The organism is Vibrio methylphosphonaticus, assembly GCF_023634655.1.
GTDB lineage: Bacteria > Pseudomonadota > Gammaproteobacteria > Enterobacterales > Vibrionaceae > Vibrio > Vibrio methylphosphonaticus.
Genome location: NZ_JAMKMS010000016.1, coordinates 1 through 17,876, shown reverse-complemented (window position 1 = coordinate 17,876; position 17,876 = coordinate 1). Strand labels below are relative to the sequence as shown.

Annotated in this window: 15 protein-coding genes and 1 riboswitch; of the genes, 11 read left to right on the top strand and 4 right to left on the bottom strand. The window is 43.3% G+C overall.

From position 1 onward, the window contains the following. Positions 1 to 31: 31 nt before the first annotated feature. The 3 genes from M9196_RS17360 (at position 32) to M9196_RS23765 (ending at position 4,141) form a co-directional block, all read left to right on the top strand. Positions 32 to 487 (top strand): GNAT family N-acetyltransferase, encoded by a 456-nt coding sequence (locus M9196_RS17360; protein WP_250618782.1) that lies wholly within the window; start codon positions 32 to 34, stop codon positions 485 to 487. Positions 488 to 1,105: 618 nt separating this feature from the next. After that, positions 1,106 to 3,901, top strand: coding sequence for a DNA polymerase I (gene polA, locus M9196_RS17355; protein ID WP_250618781.1), 2,796 nt, complete (start codon positions 1,106 to 1,108; stop codon positions 3,899 to 3,901). Between the two features lie 192 nt (positions 3,902 to 4,093). After that, on the top strand, positions 4,094 to 4,141 hold the full coding sequence (locus M9196_RS23765) for a hypothetical protein (RefSeq protein WP_438356636.1): 48 nt from the start codon (positions 4,094 to 4,096) through the stop codon (positions 4,139 to 4,141). Positions 4,142 to 4,569: 428 nt separating this feature from the next. Here M9196_RS23765 and yihA read toward each other — a convergent pair whose 3' ends face one another. Beyond that, positions 4,570 to 5,256, bottom strand: coding sequence for a ribosome biogenesis GTP-binding protein YihA/YsxC (gene yihA, locus M9196_RS17350; RefSeq protein ID WP_250618780.1), 687 nt, complete (start codon positions 5,254 to 5,256; stop codon positions 4,570 to 4,572). Positions 5,257 to 5,450: 194 nt separating this feature from the next. On the opposite strand from yihA, the gene M9196_RS17345 reads away from it, so the two are divergent. The 3 genes from M9196_RS17345 (at position 5,451) to dinF (ending at position 9,094) form a co-directional block, all read left to right on the top strand. Continuing rightward, positions 5,451 to 6,068 carry a c-type cytochrome gene (locus tag M9196_RS17345; RefSeq protein ID WP_250618779.1) on the top strand — a complete coding sequence of 206 codons (618 nt, stop codon included), beginning with the start codon at positions 5,451 to 5,453 and terminating at the stop codon, positions 6,066 to 6,068. A gap of 747 nt (positions 6,069 to 6,815) precedes the next feature. Then, positions 6,816 to 7,628 carry a class I SAM-dependent methyltransferase gene (locus tag M9196_RS17340; protein WP_250618778.1) on the top strand — a complete coding sequence of 271 codons (813 nt, stop codon included), beginning with the start codon at positions 6,816 to 6,818 and terminating at the stop codon, positions 7,626 to 7,628. Positions 7,629 to 7,780: 152 nt separating this feature from the next. Next, complete coding sequence (dinF, locus tag M9196_RS17335) at positions 7,781 to 9,094, top strand: MATE family efflux transporter DinF (protein WP_250618777.1); 1,314 nt, start codon at positions 7,781 to 7,783, stop codon at positions 9,092 to 9,094. A 115-nt stretch (positions 9,095 to 9,209) separates the two neighbouring features. Here the strand turns inward: dinF and sthA are convergent, their stop codons facing one another. After that, positions 9,210 to 10,610 (bottom strand): Si-specific NAD(P)(+) transhydrogenase, encoded by a 1,401-nt coding sequence (gene sthA, locus M9196_RS17330; protein WP_250618776.1) that lies wholly within the window; start codon positions 10,608 to 10,610, stop codon positions 9,210 to 9,212. Between the two features lie 420 nt (positions 10,611 to 11,030). On the opposite strand from sthA, the gene fabR reads away from it, so the two are divergent. Together fabR and M9196_RS17320 are read left to right on the top strand one after the other, a co-directional pair. Next, positions 11,031 to 11,672 carry an HTH-type transcriptional repressor FabR gene (gene fabR, locus M9196_RS17325; RefSeq protein ID WP_250618775.1) on the top strand — a complete coding sequence of 214 codons (642 nt, stop codon included), beginning with the start codon at positions 11,031 to 11,033 and terminating at the stop codon, positions 11,670 to 11,672. Beyond that, a complete protein-coding gene (locus tag M9196_RS17320; RefSeq protein ID WP_250618774.1) occupies positions 11,672 to 12,043 on the top strand; it encodes a YijD family membrane protein in 372 nt (123 codons plus the stop codon). The genes fabR and M9196_RS17320 overlap by 1 nt, the downstream gene beginning before the upstream one ends. A gap of 84 nt (positions 12,044 to 12,127) precedes the next feature. Here M9196_RS17320 and trmA read toward each other — a convergent pair whose 3' ends face one another. Further along, entirely contained in the window at positions 12,128 to 13,240 is a 1,113-nt protein-coding gene (gene trmA / locus M9196_RS17315) for a tRNA (uridine(54)-C5)-methyltransferase TrmA (RefSeq protein ID WP_250618773.1), read from the bottom strand. A 153-nt stretch (positions 13,241 to 13,393) separates the two neighbouring features. Continuing rightward, positions 13,394 to 13,604, top strand: a riboswitch (cobalamin riboswitch). A gap of 55 nt (positions 13,605 to 13,659) precedes the next feature. On the opposite strand from trmA, the gene M9196_RS17310 reads away from it, so the two are divergent. The 3 genes from M9196_RS17310 to murI all read left to right on the top strand — a co-directional run bounded on the left by M9196_RS17310 (position 13,660) and on the right by murI (position 17,071). Further along, positions 13,660 to 15,495, top strand: a complete 1,836-nt coding sequence (locus tag M9196_RS17310) for a TonB-dependent receptor domain-containing protein (RefSeq protein ID WP_250618772.1) — start codon at positions 13,660 to 13,662, stop codon at positions 15,493 to 15,495. Between the two features lie 36 nt (positions 15,496 to 15,531). Further along, complete coding sequence (locus M9196_RS17305) at positions 15,532 to 16,197, top strand: Dph6-related ATP pyrophosphatase (protein WP_319946366.1); 666 nt, start codon at positions 15,532 to 15,534, stop codon at positions 16,195 to 16,197. A gap of 70 nt (positions 16,198 to 16,267) precedes the next feature. Continuing rightward, positions 16,268 to 17,071: a glutamate racemase gene (gene murI, locus M9196_RS17300; protein WP_250618770.1), complete on the top strand. Its 804-nt coding sequence runs from the start codon at positions 16,268 to 16,270 to the stop codon at positions 17,069 to 17,071. Here the strand turns inward: murI and M9196_RS17295 are convergent. Beyond that, entirely contained in the window at positions 17,040 to 17,486 is a 447-nt protein-coding gene (locus M9196_RS17295; RefSeq protein ID WP_250618769.1) for an RNA-binding protein, read from the bottom strand. The genes murI and M9196_RS17295 overlap by 32 nt on opposite strands. Positions 17,487 to 17,876 lie beyond the last annotated feature (390 nt).

The following is a 17,876-nucleotide window of genomic DNA, read 5'->3' as shown; positions in this document are numbered from 1 at the left end:
TTTGCCGACCTTTTTTGTTGGAGATGAAAAGATGTTGATTCGTGAAGGGAGCTTGAAAGAAGTCGCTGATATTGTCGCGACCATTGATGAATTTTCGCAAAAGGAAACTGAAGAGAGTTTAGCATCTCGTTTAAATGATAAGCGCAGCCTCGTTTTGGTGGCTGAAAGCAATGGCGAGCTGCTTGGATTTAAAATAGGTTATGAAATTGATGGCCTGACCTTTTATAGTTGGTTCGGTGGTGTGACCCGACATGCCCGCCGACTTGGTGTTGCTCAGGCGTTACTAGAGTGGCAAGAAAATTGGGTGAGTCAGCACGCTTATCAAATGATTACCGTAAAATCTCGCAATCAGTTTCCGTCAATGTTGAGATTGCTGATCAAAAATGATTATTTGATCGAGGGGTATGAACACAGGGTCCCTTTGGTAGAGTCACGGATCATGTTTATCAAAACGCTAGTGAGTGGCAATAAAAGCATAAGTAATTAAATGATAATAATTCGCAATTAGTTGTTGACGATTCAAATGAGAATGATTATTATTAGCCTCGTCTTAAGGGGAAACATTCCAGATAAGCCTATCTTTTAAGCAGTGCTTTTGCGATAGAGGTTATCAGCGGAATGGATTCGTTTTTGACACGACATTGCTCACATTGCTTCCAGTGTATTTATAGCTTTTGGTAGGGTAGATGTTCTCTGTTTGAGATGCTCATCCCTCTATTTTGCTAGGCGACATCTATGATGTCGCTTTTTTTCTATCTAAAATCTGTTCGTTCTATCAACACGGCTTCTCAGCACATTCTTCTATGCTACGAGATTTCTCGCCAAAATGGTTTTCCACACGACGTGATCTATCAAGGATCATGTGTGCTGTGGTTGATCTGTATTATATTCCTTTTAAAACAGTGCTTTATATGTGATTTTTTTAGTGGTCAGTCAAGTTATTCTCAAGTGTTAACAACACTATAAACAGACTTATCCACAGGCTGGCCGTGAGATTATACTCGTAAAAGGTGATCGCTGTGTATCTAACCAGTGAAAGGTCGTAGCATAGTGTAAACAGACGTGGCATCCTTAGGTTAAATCCCCTAATTTTGGATGACTAGACATGGCTCATATACCAGACAACCCGCTGATTCTTATCGATGGCTCTTCTTATCTTTATCGCGCATTCCACGCTTACCCTGAAACGATGAGTAACGGTGAGATCCCCACCAATGCGGTTTATGGTGTTGTGAATATGCTAAGAAGCATGATGCGACAGTTCGCCTCTGATCGTATTGCGGTTGTGTTTGACGCGAAAGGCAAAACATTTCGCGACGATATGTATCCTGAATACAAAGCGAATCGTCCTCCAATGCCTGATGATCTTCGCTGTCAAATAGAGCCACTGCATAATGTTATTCGAGCAATGGGGTTACCACTCATTTGTGTACCTGGCGTGGAAGCGGATGACGTGATTGGAACATTAGCTCACCAAGCTTCTCAAGTCGGTATGCCGGTACTGATCAGTACTGGTGATAAAGATATGGCTCAGTTGGTTGATGAAAATGTGACCCTTATTAACACGATGACAAATACTGTTATGGATGTTGAAGGTGTTGTCGAGAAGTTTGGTATCCCACCTGAGTTGATTATTGATTATCTTGCCCTAATGGGCGACAAAGTCGATAACATTCCTGGCGTACCAGGCGTTGGGGATAAGACGGCTACCGCTTTATTACAAGGTATCGGCAGTATTCAAAGTATTTATGAACGTCTTGATGATATCGCCGCGCTCGGTTTTCGTGGGTCGAAAACGATGGCTAAAAAGCTGGTAGAAAATAAAGATAACGCGACGCTGTCTTATGAGCTTGCTACGATAAAACTTGATGTTGAGCTTGATTACAAGCCAGAAGAGTTATTGAAGCAGACACCAAATACAGACGAGTTGACCACCTTATTTGCTCAGTTGACCTTTAAATCTTGGTTGAATGAATTGTTAGAGGGTGGGACGGGTGAGGTGGTTGCTGACTCTCGCTCGGCATCAGGTTCTTCCTCTTCTCCTAAAGGTGCGGATTCGGACATGGATCTGTCTGCGGTCACGATTGATCGCAGCGCATATGAGACGATTTTGACCGAAGCGCAGTTTACGGCTTGGCTTGAAAAAATAAAGTCGAGCTCGGTGTTTGCCTTAGATACAGAAACCGATAGCCTTAATTATATGGTGGCGAACCTTATTGGATTGTCATTTGCTACTGAAGAAGGCGTTGCTGCTTATCTTCCTGTGGCGCACGACTATATGGGGGCGCCTGAGCAGCTTGATCGGGATTGGGTACTTGCGCAGCTTAAACCTTTACTTGAAGACGAGAACCTAAAGAAGGTTGGTCAGAACTTAAAATATGATGCCAGTGTATTAGCTCGCTATGATATTGAGCTCAAGGGCATTCAATTTGACACCATGTTAGCGTCTTATGTTTACAACAGTGTGGGTGGCAAACATGACATGGATAGCTTGGCTCTGAGATTTCTACAGCATAGTTGTATTTCTTTCGAGCAAATTGCAGGTAAAGGGAAGTCCCAACTGACCTTCAACCAGATCGAATTAGATGAAGCTTCACCTTATGCCGCTGAAGATGCGGATGTAACGCTAAGACTTCATCAGCGTTTAAATGGTGAAATTGAGAAAAATGAAGATCTTAAGCGGATCTATCAAGAGATAGAAGTGCCACTGGTTCCTGTATTGTCACGCATTGAGAGAACCGGAGTACTCATTGATGACATGTTATTGGGGGCACAATCTCAAGAGTTAGCCGTGAGACTGGATGAGCTTGAACAGCAGGCTTACGACGTCGCCGGTCAAGAGTTTAATCTTAGTTCGCCGAAGCAATTACAGGCGATCCTATTTGAGAAAATGGCCCTGCCAGTGATCAAGAAAACGCCATCAGGTGCTCCCTCTACTAATGAAGAGGTGTTGCAAGAGTTAGCGTTGGACTACCCTCTACCAAAACTGATTTTAGAGTATCGTGGCTTAGCAAAATTGAAGTCCACTTATACTGACAAACTGCCGAAGATGATTAACCCAGAAACGGGTCGAGTCCATACATCGTATCATCAGGCGGTGACGGCGACAGGCCGTCTGTCGTCGACCGATCCTAACTTGCAAAACATCCCAATCAGGAATGAAGAAGGGCGTCGTATTCGTCAGGCGTTTGTTGCGCCACACGGGTGGAAAATCTTGGCGGTCGATTACTCTCAAATTGAGTTGAGAATTATGGCGCACTTATCTGGCGACCCAGCACTTCTGGAAGCTTTTAAATTGGGTAAAGATATTCATGCGGCTACTGCGGCTGAAATTCTTGGGGTTGATATTGAGCACGTGTCGACAGAGCAACGTCGCCGAGCGAAAGCGATCAACTTTGGATTGATTTATGGCATGAGTGCGTTTGGTTTGTCGAAGCAATTAGGCATTCCACGTCGTGAAGCTCAAGAGTATATGGATACTTATTTTGAGCGCTATCCTGGAGTGATGCAGTACATGGAAGATACTCGCTCTGCCGCGTCTGAAAATGGCTATGTGGAAACGATTTTTGGTCGTCGTCTGCACTTACCTGAAATTAAGTCTCGAAATGCTATGCGTCGTAAAGCAGCAGAGCGTGCGGCGATAAATGCGCCAATGCAAGGTACGGCGGCTGATATCATTAAGAAAGCGATGCTACTTGTCGATGAGTGGGTTGAAAATGAAGGCGATGGAAAGGTTCGTATTCTAATGCAGGTTCACGATGAATTGGTATTTGAAGTAGAATCGTCATTCTTAGGCGAAATTGAAAGTAAAATACAAGATTTGATGGAATCTGCAGCAGATCTCGCTGTGCCGTTAGTGGCGGATTCTGGCCACGGTGACAACTGGGATCAAGCTCACTAGACACTTATTGACCATTATCGTATGAAAATCATGAGCCAGTGCACAAACACTGGCTTTTTTGTATCAATAATAAAGCGAATTCCTTTTGATTCATTTCGTTGGTTAATAAAAATAGGGTGAAAAAAAATTACAAAATCTGTTTCATTTTTAGATCAGTTGTTGTACATTGGTTGTGTAGGGTACAGAGGTAAGATGTTCTATCTTTCAGACCTTTTGTTTCACGTTATTGGATTAGGCTGATTCAGCCGCCCCAGTCAGTATTTGACTGGGGCGTTTTTTCTTGTGCGAAAGAAAAATCAATTCACCCCTGCTTTTCTTTCTTTTCTCATTATTTCTGACATTTCATGTGTCTTTATTACCTATCGTTTTGTAATTTAATCACCATCACACTAATGATAATTTCAGGCTGAAATCAAGTCAGTGGCGTTTTTTGGGGATGTTAACTTAAGGTATTGAAAAATATAGAATGAAAGAGGCTTTTCTTTGCGTAACTTACGAGGGAGTAAAGATTGGGAGAGTCGAAGAGGTCACATTTTACAGACCATTGAATTGAAAAAATAGTTATCTTGATGAATTCTTACATCAAACAATAACTAAATCTTCTCTCTCCCATTGCCCTGCCAGGACGGCGGGGCGTTTTGTTTCTATCGTTGAAAAACTACAACGAGTTATTCAGATTCAGATGGCTTTTGGATCGCGTCTTCATCTTGCGCTTCAGCTTTTGCTAAATGTTCAAATGCAGGAGCAAACCACGTATCGAGTTTACGACGAAGCTGTTCCACCCCCATCCCTTTTAATGATGAGAACGCATCTACTTGTACATCACCATCAAATGTCGCTTCTGCTTGTTCGCGAATTTTCAGAATCTGAGCGTTACGAGCGCCACTTTTCAGTTTGTCAGCTTTCGTTAACAAAACTTGTACCGGGATATCGGATTCTACGGCCCAAACAATGAGCTGCTGATCAAGATCTTTCATTGGATGGCGAATATCCATGAGGACCACTAGTCCTTTCAAGGACTTGCGTTTTTGTAAGTACTCACCGAGCGAACGTTGCCATTTTTTCTTCAGTTCCAATGGAACCTGAGCGAAACCATATCCAGGTAGATCGACGATGTGGCAGCCTTCATCCACTTTGAACAAGTTGATCAACTGAGTTCGACCAGGTGTTTTACTGGTTTTAGCTAAACTTCTTTGGTTGGTGAGTCGGTTCAATGAACTCGATTTACCTGCGTTGGAGCGTCCTGCAAACGCAATTTCGATACCTTCATCTTCTGGTAAGTGACGGATATCGGGCGCACTTGTTATAAAATGCGTGTTTTGATAATGAATTTTTACGCTCACTGTTAACTCCATCTCGACTTTGTGTAGTCGATTGATTACTTTTTTGTGAAATTGTGTAAAATAACCGTGCTCGGCATATGGCCACACATTGTACCATGAACGGTGTTAATTGCCCGAGTTACCTTATTTTGCTCGTCAAACGAATAATAAACGTGTAACTCTGATGGAAAGTGGTACTGGAAGCTTGATAATTATAATGGAATGTCATGAAAAAATTAGCGCTAATCTTGAGTCTTGTAGCCAGCTGTTCAGTATGGGCTGAAGGCAATATTGAAGCTGGTAAAGCAAAATCCCTAACTTGTGTTGCTTGTCATGGTACTGATGGTAACAGTCAGTTGACGATATACCCTAAAATTGCTGGTCAGCACGCAAAATACATCGAAAAACAATTGAAAGACCTAAAACTTGGCATGACGAGTGCCGGTAAACAAGGTCGTTACGATCCCGTCATGGGTGGTATGGCAATGCCACTATCTGAAGAAGATATGGCTGACTTGGCCGCCTACTATGCGTCAATGCCAATTTCAGCGAACAGCACACCAGAAAATGTCGTTGAACAAGGTAAGACCCTTTATACCGCCGGTGATGCTGAGCGTGGTATTACAGCATGTATCGCCTGTCATGGGCCGCGAGGCAATGGCACGGAGTTATCCGGTTTTCCTAAAATATCAGGTCAGCATGCTGAATACATTCAAGCCCAGCTGGAAAAATTCCGCAGTGGCGATAGAAATAACGATATGAACGCCATGATGCGTGATATCGCGAAGAAATTGAACGACGAAGATATTGCAACATTGTCGAAATATGTTGGTGGTTTGCACTAAAATATTGCCCGACACTGTTTAGAATACGTGAGCCCAACGTCTGTTTCTTTTTTCCCGTATCCGAGCGAACAAAGCCCTTCATTTGAAGGGCTTTGTTATTTCTGGGCATCACGCACATATTACTATTGAGAAGCGCGAGTTATGGATGAAACTTTTCTGAGAGCAGTGTGCGATATTTGCCATACTTGCTATCGTTGATGACTAGTGTGTTGGACGTAATTTATTGAATAGTAAGGCTTTGGGCTGTTGTAGGGAAATGACGACTCATAATTATTTTCAAGCGGTTGTTTTTGCATTTTACTCAGGTAAATTAGTCCGGGTCGACAGGGGGTCGCGAGATGGATTTGGTGTCAGGATGACAACCAAGGATGCTTGGCTAGGAAGCTGAGAAGAATAAATGGAAAACTTGAACTTGGAGTTCAGGTTTACAAGGATGGTGACCTTTCTCAAGGCTGAGAAACTTAAGGGACAGGGTTTAGGAAGAACTCTCGCAGATGGGTTTGCTAGGGAACATGAAAACGCATCAGGATGATGACAAATAAGAATTAGCAGTGGAAGCACGAATAACAAATGGATATTTGTGAGGCATGAATAATGCCGATCAATTTCGCCAACTGGCGATAGAAAGCGACAGGTTATCCTGTCGCTTTTTTTACACTTCCACAAAGTTAAATGAGAGCTAGTATCATTTAACTTGCGACCATACTTGAGATCGATTATCATTCCCACTCTGTAAGGGGTGTGTAAATGACAACTCACAAGCAACCAACCACAAAAACGCTAAATGTACCTTCGAAGTTACTTAAGCCGCTATGGTTTAGAAGTCGAGAGAGCTTGTTGGACGATGGGCTTGTCTATGACCCTATCGCGGCGTATGCATGTCGTCGATGTCACCTCGCCTCTGATTGTTTATCGGGAAACGTTGATCAAAGGCAGTTGCTGCATGCAACAGTGACACAGATTTGTGACCTGCAAGTAAGACGTTTCTTAGAGTCTAACCCTAATGGCTTGGTCATTAACGTTGGGGCAGGTTTAGATACGCGTTTCTATCGTTTAGATAATGGGCGTTGCCGCTGGATTGAAGTGGATACCAACGAACATTTAGTGTGGCGTCAGCGGTTATTTCATCGCAGTGAGCGCTATCAGCTGATGTGCGGCTCGATCGACGACATGGCATGGCTTCACGAGTTGCCGAGCGATCAGGCGCAGCCCGTTTTAGTCGTGTGTGAGCAAGCGCTTTTGGATCGACGAGAGAACAGAGTGGCACATTTTGTTCAGTCTATTGGTTGTCATTTTCAACACGCTCAAGCGTGCGTTGTTTTAGCGGGTGACCTGAGTCAAAACCGTTTGGGCCAGAGAATGGGTTGTGAAGAGTATCAGCACGGTTTTAAAAGAGCGACTCAGTCTTTGCTGAATTGGCTGCCATGGATTCATCGAGCTACTCTGATCTCCCCAATAGATCAGCATTGCCAACGCTGGAGTCGCTGGCAACGAGTTCTTGCTAAATTACCTGTCTACAAGAATAGACTGACGCCAAATGTCATCAATATTCATTGGTAATTCAGCACCTTCAACACGTAATAACCTCTTCATACTGTTTACCTATTAGGATTAGCGATACCATGACCTTTTCGTTGTGCTGTTTGCCATGGTTGCCATGGTGATGTATCGAGGTTGGCGTGCTATCAAATCCGTTTTCGCTGCTACTTAATATGTCCTTACATCGTAGGGTATTGTTGCTTGCTATCCCTATGGTTCTTTCCAATATTACAGTGCCGTTGCTTGGCCTTGTCGACGCCGCCGTTATTGGGCATCTCGAACATGCGTGGTACTTAGGCGGTGTTGCGTTAGGTAGCACCATGATCAGTGTGACATTTTGGTTGCTTGGTTTTTTAAGAATGTCGACAACTGGGCTCACCGCTCAGGCCTTTGGAGCAAAGGATAAGCGCCAACTCGCTTTAGTGTTCTTGCAAGGCAGTTTGATGGCATTAGGTTTTGCTGTTCTTTTCTTGGTGTTTCACTCTTGGTTGTCAGACGTGGTGTTTTCACTGAGTAGTGCCAGCGATCAAGTGAAATACTATGGGGCGCAGTATTTTGCGATTCGAGCTTGGAGTGCGCCGGCGGCGTTAATGAATTTTGTATTATTGGGTTGGTTACTCGGTACCCAAAATGCGAAAGCTCCGATGTGGATGGTGCTGATCACCAATGTTATCAACATTGTACTCGACGTTGTGTTTGTTATGGGGTTCAAATGGCAGGTTGAAGGCGCGGCATTTGCTTCAGTCATCGCTGATTATAGTGGATGCCTCTTCGGTTTACTGTGTGTTGCCAAAACATGGAAAGCTCGACATTTACCTAGACTCTCTGCTCTTTATTCCGAAGCGACCCAAGATCTTGCTCGTTTTGTTCGACTCAACCGAGACATTTTTCTTCGTTCGTTATGTTTGCAAGCCACATTCAGCTTTATGACCTTTCAAGGTGCCGCCTTTGGTGATGATATTGTTGCCGCCAATGCGGTATTGATGAGCTTTTTGATGATTATCTCCTATGGAATGGATGGTTTCGCTTACGCGATGGAAGCCATGGTAGGGAAGGCGATGGGGTCGAAAAGTAAAGCGGAGCTAGTGGAATCCTTAGTTGGAACATTTTTCTGGAGTTTCATTATTTGTGTTGCCCTAACCGTACTTTTTGCTGTAGCTGGAACATCATTGGTTGCTTTAATTACGACGATAGAAACGGTGCAGCAGCAAGCGCAACATTACTTACCTTGGTTGATAGCGATGCCTTTAATATCTATGTGGTGCTTTTTGTTTGATGGTATTTTTATTGGTGCCACCAAGGGCAAAGAGATGAGAAATAGCATGTTTATTGCGACGTGTTGCTTCTTTCTTATCTTCACTCTGTCGGCGGAGTGGGGTAATCATGCGTTATGGTTTGCCATGATCAGCTTTATGTTAATGCGCGGAGTTGGGCTTGCGGTTATCTTTATCCAGCAGTGGCGTAAGGGGGCGTTCTTGGCAGCGTAAAGCTTGGAATAAATGAGCGAGTACATTTTGGATATAAAAAACAGGACGAACTCAATATCGTCCTGTTTTTATGAGCAAAGATGTTAAACGTCTAAGTCGGCGCTTAAGTAGGCGCTCAAAACAAGCGATTGAGTCCATTTAATGCGGCGACTCGATAAGCTTCTGCCATTGTAGGGTAGTTAAATGTGGTATTAACAAAGTACTCAATGGTATTGGCTTCCCCTTTTTGCTCCATAATCGCTTGACCGATATGAATGATTTCAGCGGCTCGCTCGCCAAAGCAGTGTATCCCCAAGATTTCTTTTGTTTCTCGATGAAATAGAATCTTAAGACTACCCACATCTTTGCCGGCAATTTGCGCCCTCGCCAGATGCTTAAAAGACGATCGTCCTACTTCATAAGGTACTTTTGCTTCTGTCAGTTCTTGCTCTGTCTTCCCGACAGAACTGATTTCAGGAATGGTATAAATACCCGTTGGAATATCTTCAATCAGTGTGCCTTCAGCTTCGCCTTGTGTGATAGCTTGGGCGACAAATCGACCTTGGTCATAAGCGGCGCTCGCTAAACTCGGGTAGCCAATAACATCACCCACCGCATAGATGTTGTCGATTTCTGTTTGATAATTACCATCTACTTTTAGCTGGCCTCTAGAATCAGGTGTTAGACCAACAGAGGAGAGGTTGAGTGCATCAGTGTTACCGGTGCGACCATTGGCGAAGAGAATACAGTCGGCTCGCATTTTTTTGCCCGAATTGAGATGAACAACAACGCCATCTTCCGTGCCTTCAATTTTCGCGTAGGTCTCGTCATTCCGAATCATCATACCGCTGTTCCAAAAGTGATAGGACAATGAGTCGGACATTTCGTTATCAAGGAAGGCGAGTAATCGATCTCGGGTGTTGATGAGGTCGGTTTTTACGCCAAGCCCACGAAAAACGGAAGCGTACTCACAGCCAATGACCCCGGCACCGTAAATGATGATATGACGCGGGTCGTGCTCTAGAGACAAAATGGAATCGCTGTCATAGATACGTGAGTGATCAAAATCAACATCGTCAGGGCGGTAAGGGCGCGAGCCTGTAGCAATAACAAATTTATCCGCAGAATACGTATCCACAGTACCGTCTTGCTTGGTGACCTCTAGCGTATTTGCATCAGTAAAACGGGCGGTGCCAAAAAGAAGCGTACACTCATTGCGGTCATAGAAGCCTTGGCGCAAGCGAGTTTGCTTATCGATAACCGATTTAGCATGCCCGAGGATATTGGAAAAAGTCGAATGCAAGCTGGTGTTGTTTTTGCAAAATAGTGGGTTACTGTTGAACTCAATAATTCGGCTTACGGCGTGGCGTAGAGCTTTAGATGGAATGGTACCCCAGTGTGTACATCCGCCTCCGACACTGGCTTCTTTTTCTATGATCGCGACATTTAGACCTGCCTTGGTTAAGCCCATAGCAGCACCTTCGCCACCAGGGCCACTACCAATAACGATTGCATCAAAGTGTTTGGAGCGACTCATTAAATAATCCTCGTTTCGCGGTAATACTAAGCAATACCCTGTATTGGCTTTGAAGCGCCAGTGGAGAAAGGGAGGGCATATCGTTAATTTCGGTTAACTAACGTTATTGCTGATTAACATTGCGTAAATTTATGTTATCGAGATTCTAACGGATTATTAACGTAGGTAAACGAATCTGAGGCTATACAGTGTGAACGATCACGGACTTTGCACTGAAATTACAGCGCAGTAGGGATTTAGAGAAATCGCGCTATCACTTTGACGTGTTGTGATTGGTTACAAAGTGAAGTGAGAGTTGTAAAAGGTTTTAGTAAAAATCCTTTTCGCGACACTTATACAAAGTCACTATTCGCGCTATATTACTGGCTCTCCCTCGATTGCCGTCATGGACGGTAAACAACAAGTACACCTAGGTTAAGTATGAAATCAATGGGAATCCGTGCACAACAAAAAGAAAAAACGCGTCGTTCATTGATTGATGCTGCGTTTAGCCAGTTAAGTGCTGATCGTAGTTTTTCTAATTTGAGCTTGCGCGAAGTGGCGCGAGAAGCGGGCATTGCTCCGACTTCTTTTTATCGTCACTTTAAAGACATGGATGAACTGGGTCTCACCATGGTAGACGAAGGGGGCTTACTGCTTAGGCAGTTAATGCGACAAGCGCGCCAACGTATTGTCAAAGAAGGCAGTGTGATTCGCACTTCGGTCGAGACTTTTATGGAATTTATTGCGAGTAGTCCAAACGTTTTTCGACTATTGTTGAGAGAACGTTCGGGCACATCGTTTGAATTTCGCGCTGCGGTAGCAAGAGAAATTCAGCACTTTTCTGCTGAGCTGACCGAGTATTTGGTTAGCACTGGTATGGATCGTGATGAAGCATTTGCTCAAGCAGAGGCGTCGGTCATTCTAGTATTCAGTTCAGGTGCTGAAGCGCTTGATTTGAGTAAAGCGGAAAGATATGAACTCGCTGAAAGGTTGATTGTCCAATTAAGAATCGTGGCCAAGGGCGCACACTGGTACCGTAAAGAACGTGAACGAAACCGTCTAAAAGAAGGGTCGAACTGATGTCTAAAGAAATTTCCTCTGAAAGCAGTAACAGCGGTAAAAAAACACTGGTACTAGCACTGATTGCTGGTATGTGTGGTAATGCTATGTTGTCTTGGTTGACGATTAGCGACATGACTTTCTCTATTTTTCCTTTGATTGCACTTGTGCTATCACTGCAGGCTCTTTATCAAGAGTACCTAAAAAACCCGATCCCTGAAGATTTCCCTATGGTTGGCCTAGCGGCATTTTTTGTTGGGGCATTTGGGCATTCCGCGTTTACTAAAGCGCAGTATCCGGATGCGGGTGGTAACTTCTTCGCGATTATTGTCGTGTTGGTGCTGCTTTTCTGGATTGGCAAGAAATTAGGCTACATCATGAAAGAAGCCTAAGTTGAATGTAGAAATGAAAAAACGAGCCTGATGGCTCGTTTTTTTTATTTCTGAAGGTGCTTTGCTTCTAACAGCGTAAAGGTATTAGTTAACCTTACGCTCTAACATAACACCCGCTTCAATATGATGAGTGAAGGGAAATTGATCAAATAGCGCGAATCGAGTAATGGTGTGTGTTTCACCAAGGATATCCAGATTGTCCTTTAAGGTTTCAGGGTTACACGAAATGTAGAGGATGCGTTCGTAACCTTGCACCATTTTACATGTATCTACATCCATTCCAGAGCGTGGTGGATCGACAAAAATGGTATTGCAGTTATAGCTTTTTAAATCGACATTCTGTTGCTTTAGGCGGCGGAATTCACGTTTTCCTTCCATGGCTTCAGTAAAGTCTTCTGCTGACATTCGAATAATTTGCACATTGTCGATGTGGTTTGCTGCAATGTTGAATTGTGCTGAATCTACAGAAGGCTTGGCAAGTTCAGTGGCAAGAACGCGTTCGAAGTTTTGTGCCAAAGCAAGAGAAAAGTTACCATTTCCACAGTAAAGCTCAAGCAGATCACCTTTGCTCTCTTGTGTACAATCCACAGCCCATTCCAGCATTTTTTGCGCCACAGGACCATTTGGCTGTGTAAAGCTGTTTTCAACTTGTTGGTAGTGGTATGGCTGACTATTTACATGCAAAGTTTCCATCACGTAGTCTTGGTCTAGTACGATTTTCATTTTTCGGGCACGACCAATTAGATTGAGTTTAAAGCCTTCGTCATTCAATCTTTGCTTTAGCGCTTGAGCTTCAACTTTCCAAGCGTCATCCAGTTGACGATGATAAAGCAGAGAAACTAAAACCTCACCGCTAAGCGTAGAAAGAAAATCGACTTGGAATAGCTTCTTACGTAAAACCTCATTACCTTTCATCGCATCGATAAGAAGTGGCATCAAATCATTGATGAGGCGGCTCGCAGCGGGGAATTGATCAACACGATACTTTTCGCGCGTTTCTTGGTTGAACATGACGTAGTACATGTCCTCACCCTCGTGCCAAACACGGAACTCGGCACGCATGCGATAGTGCTTCTCAGGAGAAGTAAAGACTTCGAGTTCAGGAGCAGAATAAGGCGCCATCATGTCGATCAGTCGTTGAGATTTTTCGTCGAGCTGAATTTGGTAGCCTTCTGGTGTGAAGTCGAGGTTTGCCATTATGGTTGCCTATCGTCGTAATGAGTTTTGTAAAGGAGGGCAGATTTTATTCAATCTCCCGTCGTTGTCCAGTTTTTCCCAGAAATGTCTATTATTAGGGCTGTATATCTATAGCTTAGTTCAATCTGTTATGGACAAATTATCATGTTGTTAATACCATGCCGCTTAGCTGGTGTGAGAATGACAAAGGAATCTCACTGAAAAGGGAATCTGGTGTAAATCCAGAACTGACGCGCAGCGGTAAAAGAGAACGAACACTCATTAAGACACTGTATTGAGTACGGGAAGTCGAGTTAGTAGATTTAGGAACATGATGTTCCTTGTGCTCTTAAGTCCGAATACCTGCCAGCAGCCAAGTTGCTTACAACACTAAAACATGAGCGACTTGGAAGGACTTACGCGATTAGGGCAATATAACAATGAACCAATCTTTTTTGGCGATAGCAGTGGCTGCATCGCTCTCTTCTTATGCTTCTTTTTCACTGGCGCAAGAGCAAGAAAAACCAACCCAAGAAACCATGGTAGTTACTGCAAACCGTGTTGAGCAGAAACTCACTAACGTTTTAGCACCAATTGAAATTATTGACAGAACTCAAATTGACGCGATCCAAGCTAAGTCACTATCAGAGGTGTTGAGGCGCTTACCAGGTGTTCAAATCGCTAATCAAGGTGGTGTCGGGCAGAGTGCGGAGCTGTATATACGTGGTCGTTCGACGAAGAACACCTTAGTACTGATTAATGGTGTGAGACTGGGTAGTGCTACGACCGGCTCTGCGAATATTTCGGCAATGCCATTAGATGGTGTTCAGCGAATTGAAGTTATTCGTGGAGCTCGCGCTGCCGTTTATGGATCTGATGCGGTAAGTGGAGTGGTAAATATTATTACCACTAGTCAGAACAACGCTCCTAGCCGAGTTAAGGCAGGGGTGGGTAGCTTTGGTAGTTACAATATTGGTGCCACTCTATCATTAGGAGACGTTCATTCTGGGTGGTTGAACTTAACAGCAACGCATCAAACAAGTGAAGGTTACAATATACAGCCAACAAGCACCAACCCGATAGATGCTGATGACGACGGCTATGAAAGCCAATATCTTGTTCTTGATATGGGGAAAAGACTTAACGATGCGTGGCTACTTAAAGCCAATGGCTATTATCAAAAGCACTATACGGAGTTTGATAATCCGTGGACAGGCGTTGATAAGTCCGATAGTGACCTGTATAGCTTGAGTGTCGCTAGCGAATATAGTCGTGAAGGCTTTGATTCGGAGTTATCGTTGTCCACAAATCAAGATAAGGCTAAATCTTATGGACAAGGCCAGCCTGAGGGGACGATATCAACAAATCGAGTTGCGATAAATTGGAATAACAATCTAAAAGTTACAGAACAACTAAATGTAATTGGTGGTGTGGATTGGTATAAGGATAATATCGACAATACGACTAAGCTGATGACAAAGGACAGTCGTGACAATGGTGCTGTATTTGCCGGAGCACTTTACCAGCAAGGAATCGTTACGTTCGAAGGTAATGTTAGACACGATGATAATAGTGCCTATGGTAACTACACAACTTATCAGCTTGGTGGAGGCGTTAGTGTTACTGAGCAATTGAAGGTTGTTGCGATGCACGGAACAGCCTTCAAAGCGCCAACGTTTAATGAATTATATTGGCCTAAAGAGTGTGGCTCTTGGGGTTGTTATGAAGGAAACCCAAATCTAGTACCTGAGGAATCTGCCACATCAGAAATCGCGTTGGAAGGGGATTTTTCTCATTTGGATTTTCGTCTTGCGGCGTATCAAAGTAACGTGGATAAGATGATTGCAAGTAATGGTTCTACGAATGTGAACATTAATAAAGCGAAAATCGAAGGCGTTGAAATTCTCACTAGATTTAGTACTGGGGTTATTTCTCACGAAGTGTCATATGACTATTTAGACGCAAAGGATGAAACGACGGGAAACTTTTTAGCTAGGCGAGCACGCCATAGCGGCAAATGGAATGCATCGTATAGTCTAGAGGCTTGGCAGTTTGATTTAAGCTACCTTTATCAAGGAAAGCGTTATGATGATTTGACCAACACTAAAGAACTAGACCCATATTCTCTAGTGGATATAGCCGGGACATATTTCTTTAGTAATGGGGTTAGCATAGGCGCTAAAGTGGGTAACCTGCTTAACGAAGAGTATGAGATGGTTAAAGGCTATAAAACGCCTGAGCGTAACTACTATGTCAATGCTATGTATGAGTTTTAGGAGAAGCAGCCGTCAATAATGGCGGCTTTTTTGTAAATTATGAAAAACATTATTATCAGTTGGTCATCAGGAAAAGATTCTACGCTAGCCTTAGAAAGGTTAATGGAATCTGACGATTACCATGTAGTAGGTTTGTACACGACGCACGTAAACGGTGAAGTCCCTTTTCAAGTGACGCCGTTATCTGTTGTTGAGATGCAAGCTAACCGATTAGGCTTACCACTCATCACAATAGAGTTACCAGCTATCTTTCCTAGCAATGAGATTTATCAGTCTACAGTTATTCAGGGGATACAGGCGTCAGGAATGTCGATTGATGGAATAGCGTTTGGCGATATGTTTTGCAACGGCATTGTTGATTACCGTAAAAGTTACGTGGAGCCTGCAGGTTATGAGGCTGTCTTTCCGTTACTAGGGGAGAACAGCTATAGCCTAGCAAAAGAAATACTCCAACGTGGTATTGAAACAGTAATGGTGACGGTGGATCGCAACGTGCTACCAGAGTCCACATGTGGACAGGTTTATACTCAAGAATTAATTGATAATCTACCTAAGCATGTTGACCCTTGTGGTGAAGATGGGGAGTTTCATACCCTGGTGATGAACTCTCAATACTTTTCGTCATCACTTCAATTAGAGCATTGCAGTATTGAAACCGCAGAGCGATTTAGTCATCTGCGCTACCGCATCGTGTCAGATTAACATTAACCTGGTTTACGCTAACCATGCTTCTCAGTATGATTAGCGGCAATATCGCTAAAGTTTTGTTGTTATGTCGAATCAAGTAACCAAGAAAAACGTTCTCATCTTTGACTCTGGTGTCGGTGGACTCTCAGTTTTTAAAGAGATCTATGCTCGATTGCCTAACGAAAACTATATCTATTTGTTCGATAATGAAGCGTACCCTTATGGTGAATTGGCTCAAGACGTCTTAGTGACCAGAACTTGCGCGTTAGTGAAGCAAATGGTGTCGGTGACAAGGATTGATATTATTGTTATTGCTTGCAATACGGCGAGTACGATTGTGTTACCTCATTTGCGTCAGCAGACAGCCATCCCTGTGGTTGGTGTTGTACCTGCAATAAAGCCAGCCTCAATTCTTTCGAAGACAGCAGTAGCACTGATTGCGACTCCTGCCACTATTACGAGACAGTATACGCAAGATCTGATTCGTGATTTCTCAACGGATAAAGAAGTTAAGCTCATTGGCTCAACTCGCTTAGTTGAGCTAGCTGAGGATAAACTGAGAGGTCGTGCGGTAGACCAAAGTGAGATAGGGGAGATCCTTTCATCGCTCAATAACAATATTGATGTTGCAGTCTTAGGGTGTACTCACTTTCCTCTATTAAGAGAAGAGATCGGTTATGCACTCGGTGATAAGGTTGAATTGATAGATTCTGGTGAAGCCATCGCAAGAAGGGTCGCGAGCCTTTTAGGAGAAGTCGGGCAAGATGCAGAAGAAGGGGCATTGAGTATTTTTTGTAGTGCGCCCCCCGTAGAGGAGGCGGCACTAAATAACGCAGTACAATTGTTAGGTTTTACACCTATTCAACTATTTCCCCTTCAGGGTGTTTAGGGTCGTTAGCGACACGAACTTTCAATGTACGCTGCATGTAATCTTTCTCGTTAATAGCATTGATAGCGGCATCGACATCAGAACTAGCCATAACAACAAATCCAAAGCCTCTGCGTTTACCGGTTCTTTTATCCTTCATTAGTCTCACAGCAAAAACCTCCCCGTGTTCACCAAATAGATCTCTTACATGAGATTCATTAGCTTTATACGGTAGGTTCCCTACATAGAGAGTTTTAGTTGAATTCGATGATTCGGATACTTGCTTAGGTGTGGAGGTTGAAAGCTTTACGACGAAAAAAGTGGCAACCACACCAACAACAAATGCGAGAGCTGGCGAAACTGTAAATTGAGAGAAGATGATTCCCCCTATTACGGCAACAGCGATCACCAGAAAGACTGATTTTTTAGAATCCATATTTAAATACTACTTTTCTTAATTGCGAATAATGACATCTATCGTTAAAAAATAGATATAAGAATATTACGTAGTTGAGGGGGATTTTTCCAATTAATTGATGTGATGTATTTCAAATGTTGGATTTTAATCAAGAAAAAAGCATCTTGATGGCATTTTGAGCAAACAATAATTAATTTGAAGAAAACACTTGTCATCAGTTGAGTGATCTCTATAATGCCGCCTCACCGACACGGAGTGAGACGAAAGTCACATAGACGAGTCGGTTTGGAGTAGAAAAGAAAGTTTGAAAAAACATCTTGACTCTCCAGTCGGGAAGCGTAAGATACGCACCCCTAACGACGAGACGCTAAGCGACGAAAACGTTAGAAATGTTCTTTAAAAATTTAG

Coding starts and splice junctions, on each gene's coding strand:
- yihA (WP_250618780.1), bottom strand. CDS start 5,256: ATGGAGTTAACAGTGAGCGTAAAAATTCATTATCAAAACACGCATTTT.
- M9196_RS17295 (WP_250618769.1), bottom strand. CDS start 17,486: ATGGATTCTAAAAAATCAGTCTTTCTGGTGATCGCTGTTGCCGTAATA.
- M9196_RS17310 (WP_250618772.1), top strand. CDS start 13,660: ATGAACCAATCTTTTTTGGCGATAGCAGTGGCTGCATCGCTCTCTTCT.
- M9196_RS17320 (WP_250618774.1), top strand. CDS start 11,672: ATGTCTAAAGAAATTTCCTCTGAAAGCAGTAACAGCGGTAAAAAAACA.
- fabR (WP_250618775.1), top strand. CDS start 11,031: ATGAAATCAATGGGAATCCGTGCACAACAAAAAGAAAAAACGCGTCGT.
- M9196_RS17340 (WP_250618778.1), top strand. CDS start 6,816: ATGACAACTCACAAGCAACCAACCACAAAAACGCTAAATGTACCTTCG.
- M9196_RS17360 (WP_250618782.1), top strand. CDS start 32: ATGTTGATTCGTGAAGGGAGCTTGAAAGAAGTCGCTGATATTGTCGCG.
- sthA (WP_250618776.1), bottom strand. CDS start 10,610: ATGAGTCGCTCCAAACACTTTGATGCAATCGTTATTGGTAGTGGCCCT.
- trmA (WP_250618773.1), bottom strand. CDS start 13,240: ATGGCAAACCTCGACTTCACACCAGAAGGCTACCAAATTCAGCTCGAC.
- murI (WP_250618770.1), top strand. CDS start 16,268: ATGTCGAATCAAGTAACCAAGAAAAACGTTCTCATCTTTGACTCTGGT.
- polA (WP_250618781.1), top strand. CDS start 1,106: ATGGCTCATATACCAGACAACCCGCTGATTCTTATCGATGGCTCTTCT.
- M9196_RS17345 (WP_250618779.1), top strand. CDS start 5,451: ATGAAAAAATTAGCGCTAATCTTGAGTCTTGTAGCCAGCTGTTCAGTA.
- dinF (WP_250618777.1), top strand. CDS start 7,781: ATGTCCTTACATCGTAGGGTATTGTTGCTTGCTATCCCTATGGTTCTT.